29 protein-coding genes and 1 tRNA gene are annotated in these 18775 nt (G+C 60.6%); 26 read left to right on the top strand and 4 right to left on the bottom strand.

Annotation, left to right across the window (positions count from 1 at the left end; all coding sequences use genetic code 11):
* Positions 1-167: 167 nt before the first annotated feature.
* Positions 168-374: a hypothetical protein gene (locus JVX98_RS13335; protein ID WP_205238912.1), complete on the bottom strand. Its 207-nt coding sequence runs from the start codon at positions 372-374 to the stop codon at positions 168-170.
* Between JVX98_RS13335 and JVX98_RS32340 the strand changes: the two genes are divergently transcribed.
* From JVX98_RS32340 to JVX98_RS13355, 3 genes are read left to right on the top strand one after another with little or no spacing between them, the layout of a single operon-like run.
* Positions 361-1107 (top strand): hypothetical protein, encoded by a 747-nt coding sequence (locus JVX98_RS32340; RefSeq protein ID WP_246765022.1) that lies wholly within the window; start codon positions 361-363, stop codon positions 1105-1107. The genes JVX98_RS13335 and JVX98_RS32340 overlap by 14 nt on opposite strands.
* 36 nt (positions 1108-1143) lie before the next feature.
* Positions 1144-1920 carry a helix-turn-helix transcriptional regulator gene (locus JVX98_RS13350; RefSeq protein ID WP_205238915.1) on the top strand — a complete coding sequence of 259 codons (777 nt, stop codon included), beginning with the start codon at positions 1144-1146 and terminating at the stop codon, positions 1918-1920.
* On the top strand, positions 1917-2147 hold the full coding sequence (locus tag JVX98_RS13355) for a hypothetical protein (RefSeq protein ID WP_205238916.1): 231 nt from the start codon (positions 1917-1919) through the stop codon (positions 2145-2147). Before JVX98_RS13350 ends, JVX98_RS13355 begins: the two co-directional genes overlap by 4 nt.
* A 136-nt stretch (positions 2148-2283) precedes the next feature.
* Here the strand turns inward: JVX98_RS13355 and JVX98_RS32680 are convergent, their stop codons facing one another.
* Positions 2284-2646: a helix-turn-helix domain-containing protein gene (locus JVX98_RS32680; protein ID WP_371826544.1), complete on the bottom strand. Its 363-nt coding sequence runs from the start codon at positions 2644-2646 to the stop codon at positions 2284-2286.
* 127 nt (positions 2647-2773) lie between these two features.
* Between JVX98_RS32680 and JVX98_RS13365 the strand changes: the two genes are divergently transcribed.
* From JVX98_RS13365 to JVX98_RS13460, 20 genes are all read left to right on the top strand, one after another.
* Positions 2774-2947, top strand: coding sequence for a DUF1391 family protein (locus JVX98_RS13365; protein WP_205238918.1), 174 nt, complete (start codon positions 2774-2776; stop codon positions 2945-2947).
* Positions 2947-3186, top strand: coding sequence for a hypothetical protein (locus JVX98_RS13370; RefSeq protein WP_205238919.1), 240 nt, complete (start codon positions 2947-2949; stop codon positions 3184-3186). Before JVX98_RS13365 ends, JVX98_RS13370 begins: the two co-directional genes overlap by 1 nt.
* Positions 3187-3232: 46 nt before the next feature.
* Positions 3233-3547, top strand: coding sequence for a hypothetical protein (locus JVX98_RS13375; protein WP_205238920.1), 315 nt, complete (start codon positions 3233-3235; stop codon positions 3545-3547).
* Positions 3548-3600: 53 nt separating this feature from the next.
* Entirely contained in the window at positions 3601-3945 is a 345-nt protein-coding gene (locus JVX98_RS13380; protein ID WP_205238921.1) for a hypothetical protein, read from the top strand.
* On the top strand, positions 3942-4337 hold the full coding sequence (locus tag JVX98_RS13385) for a hypothetical protein (RefSeq protein ID WP_205238922.1): 396 nt from the start codon (positions 3942-3944) through the stop codon (positions 4335-4337). Before JVX98_RS13380 ends, JVX98_RS13385 begins: the two co-directional genes overlap by 4 nt.
* Positions 4334-4570 carry a hypothetical protein gene (locus JVX98_RS13390; RefSeq protein WP_205238923.1) on the top strand — a complete coding sequence of 79 codons (237 nt, stop codon included), beginning with the start codon at positions 4334-4336 and terminating at the stop codon, positions 4568-4570. Before JVX98_RS13385 ends, JVX98_RS13390 begins: the two co-directional genes overlap by 4 nt.
* Entirely contained in the window at positions 4567-5556 is a 990-nt protein-coding gene (locus JVX98_RS13395) for a PD-(D/E)XK nuclease-like domain-containing protein (RefSeq protein WP_205238924.1), read from the top strand. The genes JVX98_RS13390 and JVX98_RS13395 overlap by 4 nt, the downstream gene beginning before the upstream one ends.
* Complete coding sequence (locus tag JVX98_RS13400) at positions 5553-6665, top strand: recombinase RecT (RefSeq protein WP_205238925.1); 1113 nt, start codon at positions 5553-5555, stop codon at positions 6663-6665. The genes JVX98_RS13395 and JVX98_RS13400 overlap by 4 nt, the downstream gene beginning before the upstream one ends.
* Positions 6666-6718: 53 nt before the next feature.
* On the top strand, positions 6719-7534 hold the full coding sequence (locus tag JVX98_RS13405; RefSeq protein WP_371826545.1) for a DUF5131 family protein: 816 nt from the start codon (positions 6719-6721) through the stop codon (positions 7532-7534).
* The gene (locus JVX98_RS13410; RefSeq protein ID WP_205238927.1) at positions 7531-7710 is read left to right on the top strand and encodes a hypothetical protein; all 180 of its coding nucleotides are present in this window, start codon (positions 7531-7533) and stop codon (positions 7708-7710) included. The genes JVX98_RS13405 and JVX98_RS13410 overlap by 4 nt, the downstream gene beginning before the upstream one ends.
* Positions 7710-8096 carry an HNH endonuclease gene (locus JVX98_RS13415; protein WP_205238928.1) on the top strand — a complete coding sequence of 129 codons (387 nt, stop codon included), beginning with the start codon at positions 7710-7712 and terminating at the stop codon, positions 8094-8096. Before JVX98_RS13410 ends, JVX98_RS13415 begins: the two co-directional genes overlap by 1 nt.
* Before the next feature lie 28 nt (positions 8097-8124).
* Positions 8125-8421 carry a hypothetical protein gene (locus tag JVX98_RS13420; protein WP_205238867.1) on the top strand — a complete coding sequence of 99 codons (297 nt, stop codon included), beginning with the start codon at positions 8125-8127 and terminating at the stop codon, positions 8419-8421.
* Complete coding sequence (locus tag JVX98_RS13425) at positions 8418-8636, top strand: hypothetical protein (RefSeq protein WP_205238868.1); 219 nt, start codon at positions 8418-8420, stop codon at positions 8634-8636. The genes JVX98_RS13420 and JVX98_RS13425 overlap by 4 nt, the downstream gene beginning before the upstream one ends.
* Positions 8629-9726 carry a hypothetical protein gene (locus tag JVX98_RS13430; protein WP_205238929.1) on the top strand — a complete coding sequence of 366 codons (1098 nt, stop codon included), beginning with the start codon at positions 8629-8631 and terminating at the stop codon, positions 9724-9726. Before JVX98_RS13425 ends, JVX98_RS13430 begins: the two co-directional genes overlap by 8 nt.
* Positions 9723-10976, top strand: a complete 1254-nt coding sequence (locus tag JVX98_RS13435; protein WP_205238930.1) for a DNA cytosine methyltransferase — start codon at positions 9723-9725, stop codon at positions 10974-10976. The genes JVX98_RS13430 and JVX98_RS13435 overlap by 4 nt, the downstream gene beginning before the upstream one ends.
* Complete coding sequence (locus JVX98_RS13440) at positions 10973-11377, top strand: hypothetical protein (RefSeq protein ID WP_205238931.1); 405 nt, start codon at positions 10973-10975, stop codon at positions 11375-11377. Before JVX98_RS13435 ends, JVX98_RS13440 begins: the two co-directional genes overlap by 4 nt.
* A complete protein-coding gene (locus JVX98_RS13445) occupies positions 11370-11759 on the top strand; it encodes a hypothetical protein (protein WP_205238932.1) in 390 nt (129 codons plus the stop codon). The genes JVX98_RS13440 and JVX98_RS13445 overlap by 8 nt, the downstream gene beginning before the upstream one ends.
* Before the next feature lie 2 nt (positions 11760-11761).
* Entirely contained in the window at positions 11762-12346 is a 585-nt protein-coding gene (locus JVX98_RS13450) for a hypothetical protein (RefSeq protein ID WP_205238933.1), read from the top strand.
* Between the two features lie 291 nt (positions 12347-12637).
* Positions 12638-12877, top strand: a complete 240-nt coding sequence (locus tag JVX98_RS13455) for a hypothetical protein (protein WP_205238934.1) — start codon at positions 12638-12640, stop codon at positions 12875-12877.
* The gene (locus tag JVX98_RS13460) at positions 12877-14127 is read left to right on the top strand and encodes a hypothetical protein (RefSeq protein WP_205238935.1); all 1251 of its coding nucleotides are present in this window, start codon (positions 12877-12879) and stop codon (positions 14125-14127) included. The genes JVX98_RS13455 and JVX98_RS13460 overlap by 1 nt, the downstream gene beginning before the upstream one ends.
* A gap of 240 nt (positions 14128-14367) precedes the next feature.
* On the opposite strand, the gene JVX98_RS13465 is transcribed toward JVX98_RS13460, so the two are convergent.
* A complete protein-coding gene (locus tag JVX98_RS13465) occupies positions 14368-15102 on the bottom strand; it encodes a thermonuclease family protein (protein ID WP_205238936.1) in 735 nt (244 codons plus the stop codon).
* A 221-nt stretch (positions 15103-15323) separates the two neighbouring features.
* Positions 15324-15617: a hypothetical protein gene (locus JVX98_RS13470; RefSeq protein ID WP_043614612.1), complete on the bottom strand. Its 294-nt coding sequence runs from the start codon at positions 15615-15617 to the stop codon at positions 15324-15326.
* Between the two features lie 159 nt (positions 15618-15776).
* Here JVX98_RS13470 and JVX98_RS13475 point away from each other — a divergent pair.
* The 3 genes from JVX98_RS13475 to JVX98_RS13485 all read left to right on the top strand — a co-directional run bounded on the left by JVX98_RS13475 (position 15777) and on the right by JVX98_RS13485 (position 18752).
* Positions 15777-15851, top strand: a tRNA-Asn gene (locus JVX98_RS13475).
* Positions 15852-15949: 98 nt separating this feature from the next.
* On the top strand, positions 15950-17413 hold the full coding sequence (locus JVX98_RS13480; RefSeq protein WP_205238937.1) for a deoxyribodipyrimidine photo-lyase: 1464 nt from the start codon (positions 15950-15952) through the stop codon (positions 17411-17413).
* Positions 17414-17498: 85 nt separating this feature from the next.
* Positions 17499-18752, top strand: a complete 1254-nt coding sequence (locus tag JVX98_RS13485; RefSeq protein WP_205238938.1) for a cyclopropane-fatty-acyl-phospholipid synthase family protein — start codon at positions 17499-17501, stop codon at positions 18750-18752.
* The last annotated feature ends 23 nt before the right edge of the window (positions 18753-18775 follow it).

The following is an 18775-nucleotide window of genomic DNA, read 5'->3' on the forward strand; positions in this document are numbered from 1 at the left end:
CGGGGACCAAGTTTGTTGAATATGGATCAGGACGACCGAGGGCGGCGCAACGCTGGCTGGTAACTTGCTGAAGCGCTTCTGCCTCGGAGATCCGAAGAATATTAGCGATGGTCGCGGTATCGCGGCCAAGGCGAAAGAGTTGGAGAGCCGTAAGAGGGCGAGACATGTCACACCTGAGAACGGCGAATGGAATCTTGAAGATCGTGATAGCGGCCCATCAGGGCCGTTTCTCGTTTCTGGGTCTCCTGCTGCTCGCGACGGAACGCCCGGAACATCGGCCCGATCGTCATCGCCAGAAGGATCACACCAACGATGCCGACGAACATCAGCAACGCCCAGAAGAGAGCCGGATACTGTTGGATGAAGTCGCTCATGACCGCCTCACAAGAACAGAACGAGAGCGACGAGGACGGCCAGAAGGCCCCAGATCCTCACCCATTCCGCCGCGTCAGCGGGGCTGATGAGTTCATGCATGAATTGCTCAAGCCAGGTCATCTCGCTCTCCTAGAATGGGATTCCGTCATCGGCATCTTCGACGACGCCGATTGTGATGATGCGTGGTCTTTCAGCCTTGAAAGCTTCGAGCGCCTCAAGGACAACGAACTGGATGCCAGGGTTCTGTCCCGCGAGACGCTTGGCCTCGTCGGCCGCTTGCGAGAACGAGTAGTGGCGGTAAGTCGGCTGCTGTTGCCCGATGCCGTAGACCATCCAGAACTTGTTGATAGGTTCCTCAGCGTCTTCCGGCTCTTCGATGCCTACGAGGTAGGCAAGGCTGCATTCCAGCGGACCACACAGAGCCCGAACAGTGTCGAGGCTGGGGGACCGGGATTTGCCGATAAGGATGTCTCTGACCAAGGTCCGGTTTGCGCCGATTTCCTCAGCGACCGAGGTCGCGTTCTTGCCGGTCGCCTCAAGGCGGTATCGGATGCGCTCAACAAGGGTGCTCACGCCTGCACCTCCATCTCGAACCAATCAGAGACAGTTACCTGCCCTTCCGTGGCCTCGTGGATCCTTCGCATCATGTCGCGAGACGGGAACCGCTTCCCGTTCACGTATCTGTTGATGGTGACCTGGGTGGCCCCGACGAGTTTGCCGAAAGCCTCATGAGTCAGATCGTTGTCGGAGATGTAGGTTTCTAGCTTCATGCCGATAACCATACCAAACTGGTATCGGAATGCAACGATTATTTATACCAAAACGGTTTTTGAATACGAAACCATTCTGGAATATCCTTGGAATATGAATATGATCAAAGACTTACGTGAGGTGCTAGGAATGAGCCAGCAGCAGCTGGCCGAAGCCGCCGGCACTTCACAACCACAGATCAAGCGCCTGGAGTCGGGAGAACGGAAGCTCACCAAGGAGTGGGCCGAGCGCATTTCTGCGCATCTCAACGTCACGCCCGAGATTTTGATGTTCGGCTGGCCCGAGGATGATCCGACCGTAACCCCTGCATACCCTAGTAACTCTGATGACCCGTTTGAGCTTCCCAACGCCAAGATTGGCGATAAGATAGTCGGTCATGGCCGGAAAATTCCGGTGTACGGCCAGGCAGTTGGTGGCGTTGATGGGGAGTTTCTGATGAACGGAACGGTTCTTTTCGAAGTAATGGCGCCTCCGGTCATCTCACATATCAGCGATGCCTATGCGGTAGCCGTCTCCGGCGAGTCCATGGCTCCCCGCTACGAGGACGGCGAAGTCTGTTTCATCGATCCAAGGCGACGGGTCCGAAAGGGCGATTACGTCGTCGCGCAGATCCGCGTCAACGAACACAGCATTCCGCACGCCTACGTGAAGAAGTTCGTGAGGCACAATTCGATCGAACTCGTGCTCGAGCAGTTCAATCCGCCTAAGGAGCTCCGTTTTCCGGCATCGAGCGTGGTCTCAGTGCATTTCATCGCGCTTGCGGGAATAGCTTGAGCAAAGACGCGGCCATAACGCACACGTCAGCCGTGGGGATTACAACTGCGGCTTTGGTTGCTTCGCTGGTTTCGACACTGCGCCGGAAAGGCGTTCTCACCGAACGAGACGAAATCGAGCTTTACGAGTTCGCGCTGTTGCTGATCGAGCAGCAAGGCGATGACGCTTTCGGCGTTTCGAAAATGGCTCGAGAACTGATCGAACAGCACCTCAAGCCTAAAGGATAGCCCTCACCTATCCTCATTTATCCTTCTCAAGAGCAGAACCAAAAAGAAATAGACTCTCCGTCTATATCAACCCCCGTCTTATATAGGGTTGCACCCCTGCAACATAAGATAGGTTGCACCCACGCAACATAAAGCGTCAGTACGGCATCGCTATTCTGTACACGTTGCCGCCACGCTTCGCTCGATCGACGAGCATGAATCCCCGCTTTTCCAACTCGATCACAACCCTGTGAACCGTCGTGCGCTCGCATCCAGTGTGCCGGCATATGTAGTCCATGCTGGCAAAGCAAAATGGCACGCTCGGCGTCATGAATGATCCTATGAAAAGTGCTGCCAGGCGCTCCTTCGGTGTGATGTCTACCATCTGTACCACGCGCCTGATCCACCGCCTCTGCAACCGCAGGAAAGACCCTACAGGCTCAGGCGGATAGCGCTTCAAGATTTCCCTGATTCGGCGAGTGTGATAGTCGGGCGATACCGAAATGGTTTTGTGCGTCATGATTTTTTATACCACTCTGGTATTGACGCGTCCATACCAAACCGGTATTCTCATCAACATCGAAAGCGGCACGAAGAAGTCTCGACCGATCTGCCCGCTGAGACAGTCAACCGAACGGAGAACGATGATGGCCTACACGATCGACATGGGGAACAACGAGAGCATTAGCTGCGGTGTCTTCGAGATGAATGGCAAGTTCACCGCTCTCCTCTTCAGCCAGAGCAAGACTTTCAAGACCTATGCCGGCGCTGTTCGCTGGCTGGCGAAGTTCGGTCGCGGCCCTGACGGTAGGAGCCTGTGATGGCTCGCTACCGCAACCGTTGCCACAAGCCCCACGACACGACGTACGGACCGGAGTTCTACGAAACCGACGCGACCCCGACTAAGTACAAGGGTTTCAGGATCTACCACGTCCACAACATGCGGTTCGATTGCGTCAACGAAGGCGCTGACGGCCCTGTCTGCCAGATGCAGATGGCCGGCTTGAACGGCGCCAAGCGATACATCGACGAGTATTGGGCGCGAGAGAACGCCGCCTAACCAACCACTCCACACCCCCACGGGGGAGAGCAACGAGGAATGACCGATGACGATCACGGCACACATCGACCGCCAGACAGACACGATCAACGGCGTCAAGTTCACCAACACGCATTCGGGCCAGAAGCGCGCCTACGGCGACAGCTACTACGAATACGACGTGTCCAGCGATCTGCCCGCCGAGGAAGTCGAAAAGGTCTGCCGAGAGCGGATCTACAAGGCCATCCCGCACGCCGAGTGGCAGGCAGACTATCGCAAGCCCGGATGCAGCATGGGTGACGCCTTCCGTCCCCACTACACGTTCAAGGCGCTCGGCGGAGGCAAGTACTCCTACGTCGTCACCTGTCTCTACACCGACTGAAGACTGACCTCCCTACAACCCAAGGATCACGAACCAGCGCGAGGAATGAGACGATGAGCATTCTCGATATCAGGCCAAATCTTGAAGCCGCCACGGAAGCTCTGATGAAGTCGGGCGCCGACCGGATGGGACCGCAAGCGACACGCGACACGCTGGAAGAATGCTTCGGCCAGTTCGTCGAGTGCTTCGGAAACTACGTCTGGTTCTGCGGTGAGCACGGCGAGTATTTCGCATCGAGCCTCAAGGCTTCGCTGTCCGATGCACTGGATGACGCTTTCGGCGCTTCGATCAAGGAAGCTCAGTTTGAAGGCCCGATCGGACACAACTCGCAACAGCGCTCGCACGGCACTTACAACGCGCGTCAGCAGGGGCTCGTTTCCGGGGCGGTGCGGTTATGAGCAAGTGGAAGCTGGTCCCGGTCGAGCCGACAGAAGCGATGTCCGCCGCCGCAATGCGAGATTTCGATACGCCGTTCTATGCCGACCTTGAGCGCATCTACAGAAGCATGGTCGCTGCGGCTCCCGAAACCGTCTGGGCCGATCTGATCGAAGTTCTCATCGAGTGCGAAGACTACTTCGATGACCGCGCCGAGGTCGAGCGCCATCAGAATGCAGCCGCGGCTTCTAGAATCGAGGCAACCCTCATTGCGGAAATGCTCGGCGCCTTGAAGGCCGCGAAGGCCGACATTCTCGACTACTGGCTGCCGAACACGGCCCGAGGCGACGACAACAAGGCGCTCCTGATCTGCCGCATCGACAAGGCAATCGACAAAGCGGAGGGCCGGCTGTGAGCACCCAGAGCACCCTGGACAAATCCGCATTGCACGACGCCTTCGAGGCCTATTGGGCAGCCGGCGTCACCGACAAGGGCCTTGAAGACGCGATCCGCGCCTATCTCGATCGCCTCGGCCTTCTGGCTTTGCACGACGAGGCCGTCGCCGGTCGGGCAGCATTTCACCAACGCATTGCCGGGAACACGGCACAGGCAAAACGCGAACTCCGTTTCGAGGGGATATCGGCATGACACGAGTAGATATTGACCGCGACGGCTTCCAGTCGATCGGCGGGATTGCTGCGAAACTGATCAAGGGCATGAAGTCCGAACGGCCGTATGCCGGCGGGCAGATCACCGCGCCGGGTGTTTACCGCGGCGTGCCGATCGAGGCTTACCACACCGACACGAACCTCTTCCCGGCCTTCTCAATTTCGAGCTCTGGCTTGCGCGCCGTCCTGCGCCGGCCGTCCGAGTACTGGGCATACAGCCCGTATAATCCCAAGCCTTTCGATCGCGATGAGAAATCATCGCTCGAGTTCGGCAAGGCGGCGCACATGCTGCTTCTCGGCGAAGACGGGTTCAAGGAGCGCTATGTGCTTCGGCCCGACAAGATCGATGGCGAGGCATGGCACGGCAACAAGACCGTCTGCAAGAAGTGGCTGGCGGAACAGGCCAACGCCGGTCGTGTCGTCATCACCCTGCCCGAGATCGAGCATATCCGGAACATCGCCGACGCGCTCAAGCGCAAAGAGCCAATCCGGCTGGGTATCCTGAACGGTCGCGTCGAACGGTCGCTGTTCTCGAAGCACGGCAAGATCTGGCTGAAAGCCCGTCCCGACGTCGTGCCGAACGACAGCGGTGATTTCGTCGACTTGAAGACGGCAGCCAGCGTCGATGACGAAAGCCTGTCCAAGGCCATCTACAATCACGGCTATCACGTCCAGGCCGGCCTGTTGCGCATGATCGTTCGCGACGTGCTCGGCGCCGACGCCTTCTCCTCATTCACCTTCGTATTTGTCGAGAAGGCCCCGCCTTACGACGTTCGCGTTCTGCAGTTGAAGGACGAGGACATTGATCTCGGCGAGCGCCAGGCGCGCAAGGCGATCGCCATGGTCGAGGAATGCCTGAAGCGCAAGGCATGGCCCGGTTTCGACGGCTTCAACCGCGAGTTTGGCTACACCGAAATGCCGGCATGGGCAAAGACCCGCATCAAGATCGAATTGGAGGCAGCATGAACCAGCTTGCGACATCTCAAGAACGCCTGCCGATGGATTCGGTCGGGATCTCCAGCACCGGGACCGGCGCCAAGATCGCCCCGCAGAACCTCGCCGAGGTGGTTAAGTTCGCCGAGGTGATGTGCCGCGCTGATATCGCTCTTCCGAAGCATCTGCGCGGCAATGCCGGCGCCTGCATGGCGGTGGCCCTCCAGGCGATGGAATGGGAACTTTCGCCCTTCGCTGTGGCCTCCAAGAGCTACGCCGTCAACGGCGCGATCGCCTATGAGGCGCAGCTTATCGCGGCAGTCGTTAACACGCGCTCAGGCATCAAGGGGCGGCTGAAATACCGCTACGATGGCACCGGCGGCGAAATGACCTGCACGGTCACCGGCATTCTCGATGGCGACGAGTGCGAGTACACGACGCCGCCAATCGGATCCATCACGGTCAAGAACTCTCCGCTCTGGAAGTCGGACCCGCAACAGCAGCTTGGATACTTCGCCGCCCGGTCGTGGGCGCGTCGTCACTGCCCTGAAGTCATTCTTGGCGTCTACGACCGCGACGAGGCCGAGCAGTTCCGAGGCCCCGACAATGCGAAGGACGTCACGCCGCCCGAAAGCCCGGTCATGGCCCGCCTGCGCGCCAACAGCGCCACACAGGAGCCCCAGGACGAGCAAGAAGGCTTCAGCCGGTCATTCGTGGCCGAACAGACCGACGAGCCCCACGACGCTCTAACGGGCGAAATCATCGAACCGAATACCGGCGAGGACACCCCCGCCCCGCCGGTTAATGACGCGGCATCCGCCACCGCCGCGTCCGAGGGCGACGGCCTTGCCGCACAACAGCCGTCGCCCTCAAACCTTTGGCTTCTGAATGTCGCACGGATGCTTGTTGCCGCGACCAACTACGGCGGCGACGTGTCGGTCCTGAAGGCACAGAAGCATGCGGCAATCGAGTCCTACCCGAAGCCGGACGATTGCCCGGCGATCATCTCCGGCAAGGCAGAGGCCGTCTACGCCTACTGCAAGCAGATCGTCGAAGGCTCGCTTGAGCCTGGAGACGGCCTTGCGGTGGTGGCCGGTGTTGTCGGCTGCGATCAGGACGACCTGAAGCGGAAGGGGGAATGACGATGGCTGAGAACTCTGCAATCTCTTGGACCAGGCATACATGGAACCCAGTCATGGGTTGCACGAAGGTCTCCCCGGCCTGCGACGGCTGCTATGCCGAAGCTCTCATGGATAAGCGCTATGGCAAGGTCCAGTGGGGTCCGCACGGCGAGCGGGTGCGCACCAGCAAGCATACATGGAATGATCCGTTCCGGTGGCAGCGCCAAGCCGAAAAGGACGGCGATCGGCCGTTCGTGTTCTGCGCGTCGCTCGCTGACGTCTTCGATAACCAGTGGGATCCGCAGTGGCGCGCCGAAGCCTTCGACGTCATGCGTCGGACGCCCAATCTCGTCTATCTGCTGCTGACCAAGCGTCCGCAGAACATCGTCAAGCTCTCCGACGCCGCAGGCGGGCTGCCGAGCAATGCGGCGCTGGGAACGACCGTCGAAGACCAGAAGCGCGCGGACATCAATCTGCCGGCTCTCAATGTCGCCAAGATCGAGACGAACCCGCTGTTCACCTTCGGCAGCTTCGAGCCCTTGCTCGGCTTAATCACCATCCCGCCCGTCTTCATGCCGGACTGGGTCATCACAGGCGGCGAGACGGACCAGGGAGGACACAAGGCCCGCATCACCGAGCTCGCTTGGACACGCGCCCTTCGCGATCAGGCGATCCATGCCGGGAAGGCATATCACCACAAGCAGAACGGCGAGTGGCTTGCCTGGGGTCAGTCTCTCGAAGACGAGACCACGAACCTCCTTTCCTTCGGGAAGGACCCGGAGCGCTATCAGACCGTCAACGGCGAGATCTACAGCCGCGTCGGAAAACGTCGTTCCGGCCGCTTCCTCGACGGCGTCGAGCACAACGCATTCCCGGAGGTCGCGGCATGATCGCTCGCCTTTTCATCATCATCGCCGGCCCGCCGGTCCTTGCCGCCGCGTTTATCTACGTGCTGGTCAGCGGTATCGCCTTCGCCTTCCGCGACGCTTTCAACGAGGTAGGCATCGAGTTCGCGTGCATGCGGCGCGATTGGGACGCTCGGTCGCTCACGCCGGGGGACGAATGATGGCGAGATCTGTCTCTGAATGGGTCGGCAAGACCGACGACACCCCGCCGCCCCCGCGCGTCAAGGACCGCATCCGCGATCGCCAGGGCAACATCTGTGCTCTGTCGGGCTTCCCGCTCGGCTCCGATGACGTCGTCCAGTACGACCATATCGTCCCGCTCTGGCTCGGCGGCCGCAATTCGGAAAGCAACCTGCAGGCTGTCACGTCGGAATCCCACAAGAGGAAAACGGCGGCCGAGGCCAAGGTCCGGGCAAAATGCAACCGCACCCGGAAGAAGCACTTTGGCATCGCGAAACCGAAGTCCGGCCTGTCCAACCCGAACCTGAAGAAGTGCATCGACGGGACCGTCATCAATCGCCGCACGGGCGAAGTCGTTTCCCGTTGACCCCCTTCATTCCCATAGGAGCAGTACAGTGAGCGAGACGAAACATACGCGGGGGCCTTGGGAGTTTGACGGGCCGCCGGACAACATCATCGTGTGGAGCGGCCCTGAAGCCCGGGTTTGCTTCCTCACCAGTGACGGCCCGACCGAGGCCAACGGCCGCCTCATCGCTGCCGCCCCTGATCTGCTGGCTGCTCTGAAGGCAGCAGAGCCGTATGTCGAGGCGCTTCACTCTCTGATGAACCCGGAATCCACCAGATCACAGGTTTGGTCCGTCGTGAAGCAGCTTCGCGCAGCCATCTCCAAGGCCGAAGGATCGCTGACATGACCGACATCGAAGACGACGACGATCCGATCTACGACGATGACGATTTCTGCGACTGCGAGGAATACGACGCCGACATCTTGGAAGGTCGAGCCCATTGCTATCGCTGCGGGCGGTCGTGGTGGCTGACTGACGAGCAGATGCGCCAGGAAATCCGCTGGCAAGCCGAGATGATGGAATGCGCGGAAGAGAGCGCGGAGGGAACCCAGAATGACTGACAACGAAATCGACATCGACGCCCTTGCGCAGGAGATCCGGCGCGTTGACGGCAATCATTCTCTCGGCCATGGCGCATTGGCTGAAGCGCTCGCACCGTTCATCGCCGCTCTCTCCCGCCCTATCGATCCGAAGGCGGAGGTGGAGCCGGTGGCGGAACTCGTGTCTGGATCTGTCCTCGATAACGGCACACAGCTATACGAAATCCGAGTGCTGAACCGCGAGGCTTGCCGTGATGGTTTGAAGCTCTTCGCCTCCCCCTCCATTGTCGCGCCGGTGGGTGTGAAGCCGCTGGAGTGGATGCCCGAGGCCACTGACGACGATGGATACTCGTCCACGATCGCCAAGACCCCATTCTGGTTTCAATATGACGTTTGGAGGCTCAAGGAAGGTTGCGCGTGGAAAGCAGCTGGCCTGCCGACCATTGACGGAGAGGCCCCGACATTCGGCAGCCGAGACGAAGCAATAGCTGCCGTCAATGGTAACTATGCCGATCGTGTACTTGAATTGACCGCTCCCGCCCTCACCCCGGCAGAGAAAGCGGGCGTGGGGGATGGGGATGTCGTCGCGGCGTCCTGTATCGCCCGCATGGCTGCAGACGACATGATCAAGCAGAACATCCAGTGGCGCCTTGACCCGCGTTACATCCTGCGCCTTTGCGATGCGGTTGACGCCGCCCTCACCCCGGCAGTGGGGGATGAGTTGATCGAGCGCATCAATGAGGTGTTCGGTTGGCGGAAGACAGGCGTTCTGACTGGAGAGGCTCTTCGATCAAGGGCCACGGAAATTCGAGATAGGTACGGAAACGTCTTTGACATGGCCGACGCCCTGTCGATGGCGGAAAAGGAAACTGCCGAGGAAGCGATGAGGCTTGTCCTTTCCAACGCCCTCTCGACCACCAAGCCAGCGCAGGGGGGTGGAGAGTGGGAGTTTGAGGCTATTCGGGCAGCTTACGAACGCGGGGCCATGTGGCGGCACGAATGCGGCACGCTCGAACTGGTCGAAAAGGCTTCCTACGATTTCGCCGACAAGATGACTTCTCCCGCCGCCCTCGCCGCGCAGGGGGATGACGCACAGGAGGGGACGCGATGAGATACGGATCCGTCTGCTCCGGGATCGAAGCCGCGACGATGGCTTGGCACCCGCTTGGTTGGTCGCCCTCATTCTTCAGCGAGATCGAGGCGTTCCCGAGCGCCGTACTCTCCCACCACTATCCGACCGTCCCGAACCTCGGCGACATGACCAAATTCGAGGAGTGGCCTGACCATGCAATTGACCTTCTTGTCGGAGGCACCCCCTGCCAATCCTTCTCCGTCGCGGGACTTCGCCAGGGACTTGCTGACCCGCGCGGCAACCTCATGCTCACCTATCTTGCTATCGCTCGACGCTATCAGCCCCGCTGGCTGGTTTGGGAAAACGTCCCCGGCGTCCTGTCTTCCAACGGAGGAAGGGACTTTGGAACCTTTATCCGAGGGCTGGAAGAATGCGGGTATCATGCGGCCTGGCGAGTGCTTGACGCTCAGTATGTCCGAGTGGACGGCTTTGAAAGAGCAGTCCCCCAGAGACGCCGGCGTGTGTTCGTTGTCGGATATCTTGGAGACTGGCGACGTGCCGCAGCAGTATTATTTGAGCCCGAAGGCATGCGCGGGGATTCTGCGCCGAGCCGGAAAGCGGGGCAAAGACCTTCCCCGACAATTAGCAGCCGCCCTACAGGGGGTGGCGGGCTCGGAACCGACTTCGATCTCGACGGCGGATTGATCCCCTTCGGCGGCAATAACACCAGTGGCCACATCGATGGGGCCACTGCCGTCAACGCTCATGGCGGCCCTGCTGGTCGCCTGGATTTCGAAAGCGAGACGTTCGTCGCCCATAGCCTTCGTGCCGAAGGCTTCGACGCCAGCGAGGACGGGACGGGCCGTGGAACGCCGATCGTTCCTGTTGCGTCGTATCCGTTGACATCGGGCATGTCGGCAAGCGCAGCGCGGATGCCTCACGAGCAAGGTTGCCTCGTTGCCCATGCTATTCAAGAGCGCGCCGTCAGCGAAAACCTTGAGAACGGGCCACAAGGCAAAGGCTTCCAGGCTGACGTTGCCTACACCATCGAGGCAAGGAACAAGGTGCAGGCAGTGCAGAAGGATTGGGCAGTCCGACGCCTGACCCCGCGCGAGTGCGAACGCCTCCAAGGCTTCCCCGACAATTTCACCAACGTTCCATACCGCGGCAAACCAGCGGCCGACGGCCCTCGCTACAAGGCGCTCGGTAACTCGATGGCCGTGAACGTCATGCGCTGGATCGGGCAGCGCATCCAGCAGGTCGAAACAATCACAGCGAGGGCAGCATGACCGGCAAACACCTCCTTTCGGAAATCGTGGCGGGGCTCGATGGGGTGAGCAAGGGCAAGTGGTGCCAGTTCCACCCGTCGTACTGCGAAGAGGCGAAGGGCGCCCCGTTCTCGGATTGGGATAGCTCGCACGACCTCAGCGCGGTCCATAATGGCGAGCGGCGGCGGATAGCCACGTTCAAGCACGCTAGCGATGCGGCCCACGTCGATCGGCTCTCCGAAGAGAACATCAGGGCGATCGTCGCCTATGTCGAGCAGCTTGAGAAGGCGCTGGAGCCGTTTGCAGCCGAGGCCAATCAATTCGCCGAGACATGGCCGGACGGCGCACGTGAAAGGCCGGACAAGTTCAATCTCGGCGACCTGCGCCGCGCCCGCGCCGCCCTTGGAGGTTCGAATGAGTGATCTGGTAGAGAGACTGCGTCACGCCGACGCCAACAGCCAGCAGCGGATACTCGGCAGTCGCATCTTCCGTGAAGCCGCCGACCGCATCGAACATCTCGAAGCCGAGAACGCCAAATGGATTGAATCGGCGGCAAAACAGCAGAAGCGCGCAAAAAAGGCGGAAGCCGCCTTGGCAGACGCACGCCTCAACATGACGAGCATCGACAAGTTACTCCCAGCACTGAAACTAGCCGAGGACGTCGAAGCCAAGTTGGCCGACGCACGCCGCCAGGCTTTCGATGAGGCGGCGCAGATCGCGGAACTTGAAGGCTTCGAATGGGTCGCCAATCGTATCCGCGCCAAGGCCCAGCCCCATTCTGAAACGCGACAGGAGCAGAGATAGCCATGAACGACCGCCCTATTCTATTTTCGGCGCCGATGGTTCAAGCGCTGCTTGCCGGCCGGAAGACGCAGACGCGGCGTAAAGTTACTCCGCATATTGAAGTGGATCATATCGGCCATCTTCATTCGAGTATCAAGCTGCGGATATCTGTCGGCGACCGCCTCTATGTTCGAGAACACTGGCGCACGACCTATGGTCTCGACTGGACAGTTGAAGATCTCGGCCGCCCTCTCCGGCCCGTCGAATTCGACCCGAAGACGACTCCGATAGAATACCTGGCTGATGGCGAAAACGAACTTGGCGGTAAAGACCGGCGCGCGATGCATATGCCTCGTTGGGCCTCGCGCCTCACGCTGACCGTCACCGACGTTCGCGTCGAACGCCTGCAGAGTATCAGTGAGGCGGATGCCCTTGCCGAGGGCTTGGCTGGCGTCGAACTGGATGGAATGGACCCGCGCGGCTGGTATCGCAACCTCTGGGAGAGCATCAACGGCCCCGGCTCATGGGAAGCAAACCCCTGGGTTGCCGCCTACACCTTCCGCGTCATCAAGCAGAACATCGACCAGATCGAGAGGGCCGCGGCATGACCTCACCCCTCATCCCACAGCGGGTTAGCGTCGGAATGCTTAGGCGGCTTCGGCGGTTTGACCGGCTTCGGCTTTGGCCCGATGTCTTCGAGAAAACTCTCTGCGACCGTGATTGGATAGTCGTATCCCGCCACGTGCAGCGTCACCTTCCCATCCGGCCATACCTTCGCGATCTCCGCGGATATCCGGCAACGGTCGCCTTTGGTGGGTTTTCTATTAGCCATCACGGATATTTGGGGCGGGAAGTGCAGGAGGCAAGATCGCCTCGCCATTCTGGATATTGGGGATAAGATGACCAAGCACGCTGTCATTCCCACAGGATGCTGGCCGGCGGTCTTACGCGACGAGCTTGCGGCTGCCTATGCTGGCGAGAAGACGGTTGATGCCTTCATGAGCCGGGTCGGGACCATTTGGCCTCAGCCCTTTATTGAGACGGGTACGGGCAAGGGCAAGTTCCGGGCATGGCGGAAGAGCGATCTGGACAAGGCGATCGGGGGAAGCGCCGTAAGCGTCGACCTGGAAGCGTGGTAATGGTTCCTGTCACGCTACCGCCCTATACGTCTTTCAAGACTCTTGCCAGCGGGGCTACCGGCTACTACTGGACCTGCCCCACCCTCTATCGCAAGGCCGGATGCCCGTATCTCAGCGCCGCCCTTGGCGTTAACCTCTCCCCGAAAGAACTGCAGGACGCCGCCGAGGTCTGGAATGACCGCCTCGAAGAATGGCGCAAGGCAAAGGCGAACCCGAACGCAGAGGCCGATACGAGCCGGTATGGCACCGTTGAATGGCTTGTGACCGTCTACCTCAAACACGCATCGTTCCTTGAGCGCGTCGGTGAGTTCAGCCGCCCCGACTATAAGCGTGTTTTCGATCGCGTCTGCGACATCAAGATCAAGCGGCCAGACGGCGAAGAAGCCCGCATTGGTGACGCCAAGGTCGCAAACATAGCCGTCAGCACGGCCGAGAAGATCTATAGCCAGTTCGGCGCCACACGCATGGGGGAAAAGGTTCTCACCTATTGCAAGGCCATGTGGAAGCGCATGCGACCGCACTACCCCGACCTCTTCAGGGCCGACACACCCAACCCATGGGAAGGCGTCACGCTGAAGCGCCGGAAGAAGATAACCAAGGGCCATGTGGACCGCGGGGCGGTCTATCAATTTGCCGGTGGCGCGATTGAGAAGGGTCGGGGAGAATTGGCCGCGGCGGCTGTGCTCGCCTTCGAATGGCTCATGCGTCCGTCGTCGATCGGCGCCGGGTATGCGCCGTGGACCGGCTATAGGGCGTCCGACCATCCTGACAAGATCCGCTTGAAGCACAGAAAGACCGACGAGCTCGCGCTGCACCCTCTCGAATATCTCGATGAAGATGGTGACACGGTGAAGCTCTACGAGAAGGCGGAGGAGGTTCTGGCCAAGACGCCAAGATACGGCACCTCGATTGTCTGCAAGAAAAACGGCGTACTGTTTGGGGATGGGACGTTCCTGGCGCATGAGGTCCGCGAGATGGCAGACCTGCTTCGGAAGGAAAAGAAGCTTGATGCGCCGGCCTTCAGCCTGGACATGTGCAGGCATGGCGGGATGACAGAATTGGAAGAGAGCGGCCTAACCGAGGGACAGGGCCGAGTGCTGTCGAAGCACAAGACCGCGGCGGCCTATCGTGGCTATGCGAAAGAGACGGAAAAGCGCGTCCTGGAAGCCACAAAGAAGCGTTTTGGCCATTCTGAACAGCCGAAAAATGTGAATGAAATCAATGGTCGTAAAAGCGAGAAAAAGGCGTGAAATCCGGCCGTAATTCAGAACGGCCGTTGATTTTTCTCAATGTGTAGGGGATTTGCAGTCCTCTGCGTCACCACTCCGCCACGAGGCCTCACAGCTCGGATAACCAAGCGTTGGCGCGGATTTAGAATGATTGCAGAAAAACCGCAAGAGGCATTTTCTGAAAAACGCGCCGTCGATTTGTTGGATAGATACTTTCCACAGATCGATCGCCGATGTCCGCCGATCGGCTCCCAGTTGATCTCAGCACCAGGGCGTCGGGCGTCCATCCCACGGGCGCACGAGCCCCTCGGAGACAAGCACGCGTCCAAGAGATTGATCGCCACGGGTAACCAGGCGCAGTTTTTCGCCGGCCTTGGCGTCTGATCGCCCGCCTGCCGAAACCAGCTTGAAGTCGCCCGCGTTCAGCAGCTCTCGCAGGCGCTGCTTGGCGTAGAAGCCGCGCGAACGCTCCTTGTCGCAGCTTGCCTGGCGGATTCGCGGCGCATCGACGTCGGCGACGCGGATCGTCTCGCCATGAAAGACGAAAGTGGCGCCATCGATCACGCAGTTGTCGTTGCGAATGCCACAGAAATAGAACTGGTCGGTGCGGATGGACGCCGTCTTCACCTCTTCATTCGGCCGCACGACAGGGGTAGGCGGCGTGACGCCGACATTCACCGACGGCACGGGTGCGGCCAGAGCGACCTTGGTGACCGGGCCGGGCTTCGGATTCGGCTTGTGCCTGTCCGCCTGATGCGCGACGCGCTCCTGCGCCTCAGGAACGGCACGCGGAGGCTTCGGCTTCGTTTCCGTTCGCGACGCAAAGGCCACGACATCGGAAACCACGGGCCAGTGCCGCAACTCGGCGCGATGGTCATAGGCCATGACGCCGCCAAGGGTGAGCGCTGCGGCCAGATACCATGGCGCCATGCCGCCCTGCTTGCTGCTGCTTCTGCCCGAACTGCGGCGTCGACGTTTCGTAGTGGCTTTGGCCATCGGTCCCCATCCTGATTCGAGACCGCATTATGCGTTTGATGCGTTGCCGAAAAGTTTTCGAGGGCACCCCAACAGAGGGGAAGACGGCGAGGAACCGGTCATTCGCCTGCGCGGCCACGGCCCTTGTTGAGAGATTCGGAATTGATGCGGGGCGGCCGCGAGGTTTCGAAACCGCCGACCACCCTGCCCTCGACAACAAGATCGATAATTCTGCGCCCGGCTCAGGAACCCTTCGACGAATTGGTCTTCCCGCGCCATCGCGCCCACCAGACGGCCAGGCGACGACGACGGCGGCGAACCGAGGGAATGTCGTGGGAAAGCACGATCAGGCCCAGCGGTATCATCCAGAAGCCCAGCACGGGCAAGAAGCCTAGAAAACCGCAGAACACCAGCAGCGAACCCAGCAGGATGCGCAAGAGCGGAGAGTCGGGCAGCGCTATGCGCCATTTGCCCAGCACGATCTGTCGTGTCTGCGGATCAATGCCGAAATGCATCTGCTTCCTGTTTTTATTCATCATTCCCTATCCGGCGTGTTTTCCCACAATTGGGGACTTCTCCACAGCCTCGCAACGGAACTTGTCATTTTTTTTGAAAAAAGCGCTTGGCAAATCAGAAAAGCATGCGTATTAGCAGCCTCACTTCTGAAGCGCACAGCACAACAGCGGCGCGGATGATCCCTGGTAGCTCAGCGGTAGAGCATTCGACTGTTAATCGACAGGTCGCCGGTTCGAATCCGGCCCGGGGAGCCACTTTCTAAAAGAGCCATTTGCAGCGATGCGAATGGCTCTTTTTCATTTTGCGCCTATGTTCCATAGGTGATCAATCCCCAACCTCCCGATGGTTCTCCATGACAAAGGCCGCGGCGCCGCCCATCATCGTCTGGTTCCGCAAGGATCTTCGCCTGGCCGACAATCGCGCCCTTTCGGCCGCTGCCGGCGAAGCCGCGGTCATTCCCCTCTATATTCGCGAACCCGCCGACAGCGGCAACGGCCCGCTTGGCGCGGCTCAGGAGTGGTGGCTGCACCATTCGCTTGAAGCTTTGGGCGCAAGTCTTGCCGAGCGCGCTTCAAGCCTCGTTCTTCGATCAGGCACGCCGCTGGACGTGATCGTCGCGATCGCGCGCGCAAGCGGCGCGGAGCGCATCTACTGGAACCGCCGCTACGACCCGAGCGGCATCGCCACGGATACCGCGCTCAAGAAGGCGCTGGCAGAACGGGGCATCACCGCCGACAGTTTTGCTGGGCAGTTACTGCACGAGCCCATGCGGCTGCTGACGACCACCGGCGGCCCCTACCGCGTGTTCACGCCGTTCTGGCGCGCGCTCGAGCTGAAAAACGAGCCGGCACCGCCGATCGACCGGCCGCACCATATTGCAGCACCGGAAACCTGGCCGCGATCGGAGCGCCTCGACGACTGGTCGCTGTTGCCGACGAAGCCGGACTGGGCAGCAACATTCGGCGAGGTGTGGACGCCGGGCGAAGACGGCGCGGCCGGCCGCCTCGAAGAATTCATCGACGAAAAGCTCGACGCCTACAAACGTCGCCGCGACTTCCCCGACGCGGATGGCACATCCCTGCTCTCGCCCCATCTGGCGTTTGGCGAAATCTCGCCGGCGCAGGCCTGGCACGCAGCAGCGGGCCCCCAGGCCGACAGCGGCGAAGGGGCTGCCACCTTCCGCAAGGAGCTCGCCTGGCGCGAATTCTCCTACCATCTGCTGTTTCATTATCCTGAGCTCCCCCGCCGCAACCTCGACCGTCGATTCGACCGCCTCCACTGGCTGAACGACGACGACGATTTCACCACCTGGACCAAGGGGCTCACCGGATACCCGATCGTCGATGCCGGCATGCGCCAGCTGTGGCGTCACGGCTACATGCACAATCGCGTCCGCATGATCGTCGCCTCCTTTCTCATCAAGGACCTGCTCGTCGACTGGCGCAGGGGAGAAGCTTGGTTTCGCGACACGCTGGTCGACGCGGATCCGGCCAACAATGGCGCAAGCTGGCAATGGGTCGCCGGATCGGGCGCGGACGCCGCACCGTTCTTCCGGATCTTCAACCCGCTGATCCAGGGCGAAAAATTCGACCCCGACGGTCTCTATGTGAAGCGCTTCGTGCCGGAACTCGAGCGCCTTTCCCCGCGCTATGTCCATCGCCCCTTCGCAGCCCCACCCGCAGCCCTTGCGGAAGCCGGCATCGAACTTGGCACGACCTACCCCAAACCGATGGTCGACCATGCCGTTGCGCGGGACCGGGCACTGGCGGCTTTCCGGCAGATCACAAGCGCGCCGGGAGATTCCGAAGGCCCATAGAGCCTCCGGTAGAATTCCTCAGTTGGCGTCTCGCCCGATTGCGGCTAGGCTCACCTTACGGATGCAACAGCTGAGGGGGTGGTGTATGCGTAATCTGGAAGCCGATTTTGCTGCATTAGCCGATGCCGTGGAGCTATCTTCCGACAACCTGGCAACGGTCGTGCGGGATTTTCCGCTCAAGGCGCGCATGGTGCTTGGCGCCCTGGTGCACCTTCAGGTGGGAACGCTGATGCTCGCCACGCCAGATGGCCGCCGGCTGGTGATCAAAGGCGCCAGGGCCGGCCCCAGCGCCATCCTCAATCTCAACAACTGGAACCTGCCCCAGCGCGCCATTTCGGGCGGCACCATCGGGGCCGCGGAAAGCTACATCGACGGCGACTGGGACAGTCCCGATGTCGGCGCCTTTCTCGAACTCTTCCTCGTCAACGCCGAAATCGGCAACAACTTTCCGAACCGCGCGCGCGGGCTTCTGCGCCTCTTCGACAAGTTCCTGCACTGGCGCAATGCCAATACCCGCTCCGGTGCCCGCCGCAACATCCAGGCCCACTACGACCTCGGCAATGCGTTTTACAGCGAATGGCTCGATCCGAGCATGACCTATTCGTCCGCGCTCTACGCCACCGGCGCCAATGATCTCCGCTCGGCGCAGAAAGCCAAGTACCGCGCGCTGGCCGAGGCGACGAATCTGCGTGCCGGCGACCACGTGCTCGAGATCGGCTGCGGCTGGGGCGGTTTTGCCGAATTCGCGGCGGCGGAAATCGGCTGCAAGGTCACCGGGCTGACGATCAGCCGCGAGCAACTGGCCTTCGCGCGCGAACGCATGCAGCGGGCCGGCCTTGCCGACCGTGTCGAACTGAAGTTCCAGGACTATCGCGAGGAAAGAGGCGCCTATGACCGCATCGTCTCCATCGAGATGTTCGAGGCCGTCGGCGAAAAATTCTGGGCAACCTATTTCTCGCAGCTGAAGCGGTGCCTGAAACCCGGCGGCAAGGCCGGACTGCAGATCATCACGATCAAGCCCGAATCCTATGAGGAGTATCGCTCCAATCCGGATTTCATCCAGAAATACGTCTTCCCGGGCGGCATGCTGCCGACGCGCGAGCATCTGGTCGAGCTTGGCTGCAATGTCGGCCTGCGGATGATCAACGACTTCGGCTTCGGGGTCGACTATGCCCGCACGCTCGGCGAATGGCGGGAGCGGTTCTGGGCGGTCTGGAGCAGGATCGAGCCGCTCGGCTTCGACCTGCGATTCAAGCGGCTGTGGGAGTTCTACTTCTACTATTGCGAGGCTGGGTTCCGCGCCCGCAACATCGATGTCCGGCAGATCGTCTTCGAGTGAAGCGTACGCCGCGTCTTTACCGC

The sequence above is a fragment of the Ensifer sp. PDNC004 genome (assembly GCF_016919405.1).
In the GTDB taxonomy this organism is placed as follows: domain Bacteria; phylum Pseudomonadota; class Alphaproteobacteria; order Rhizobiales; family Rhizobiaceae; genus Ensifer.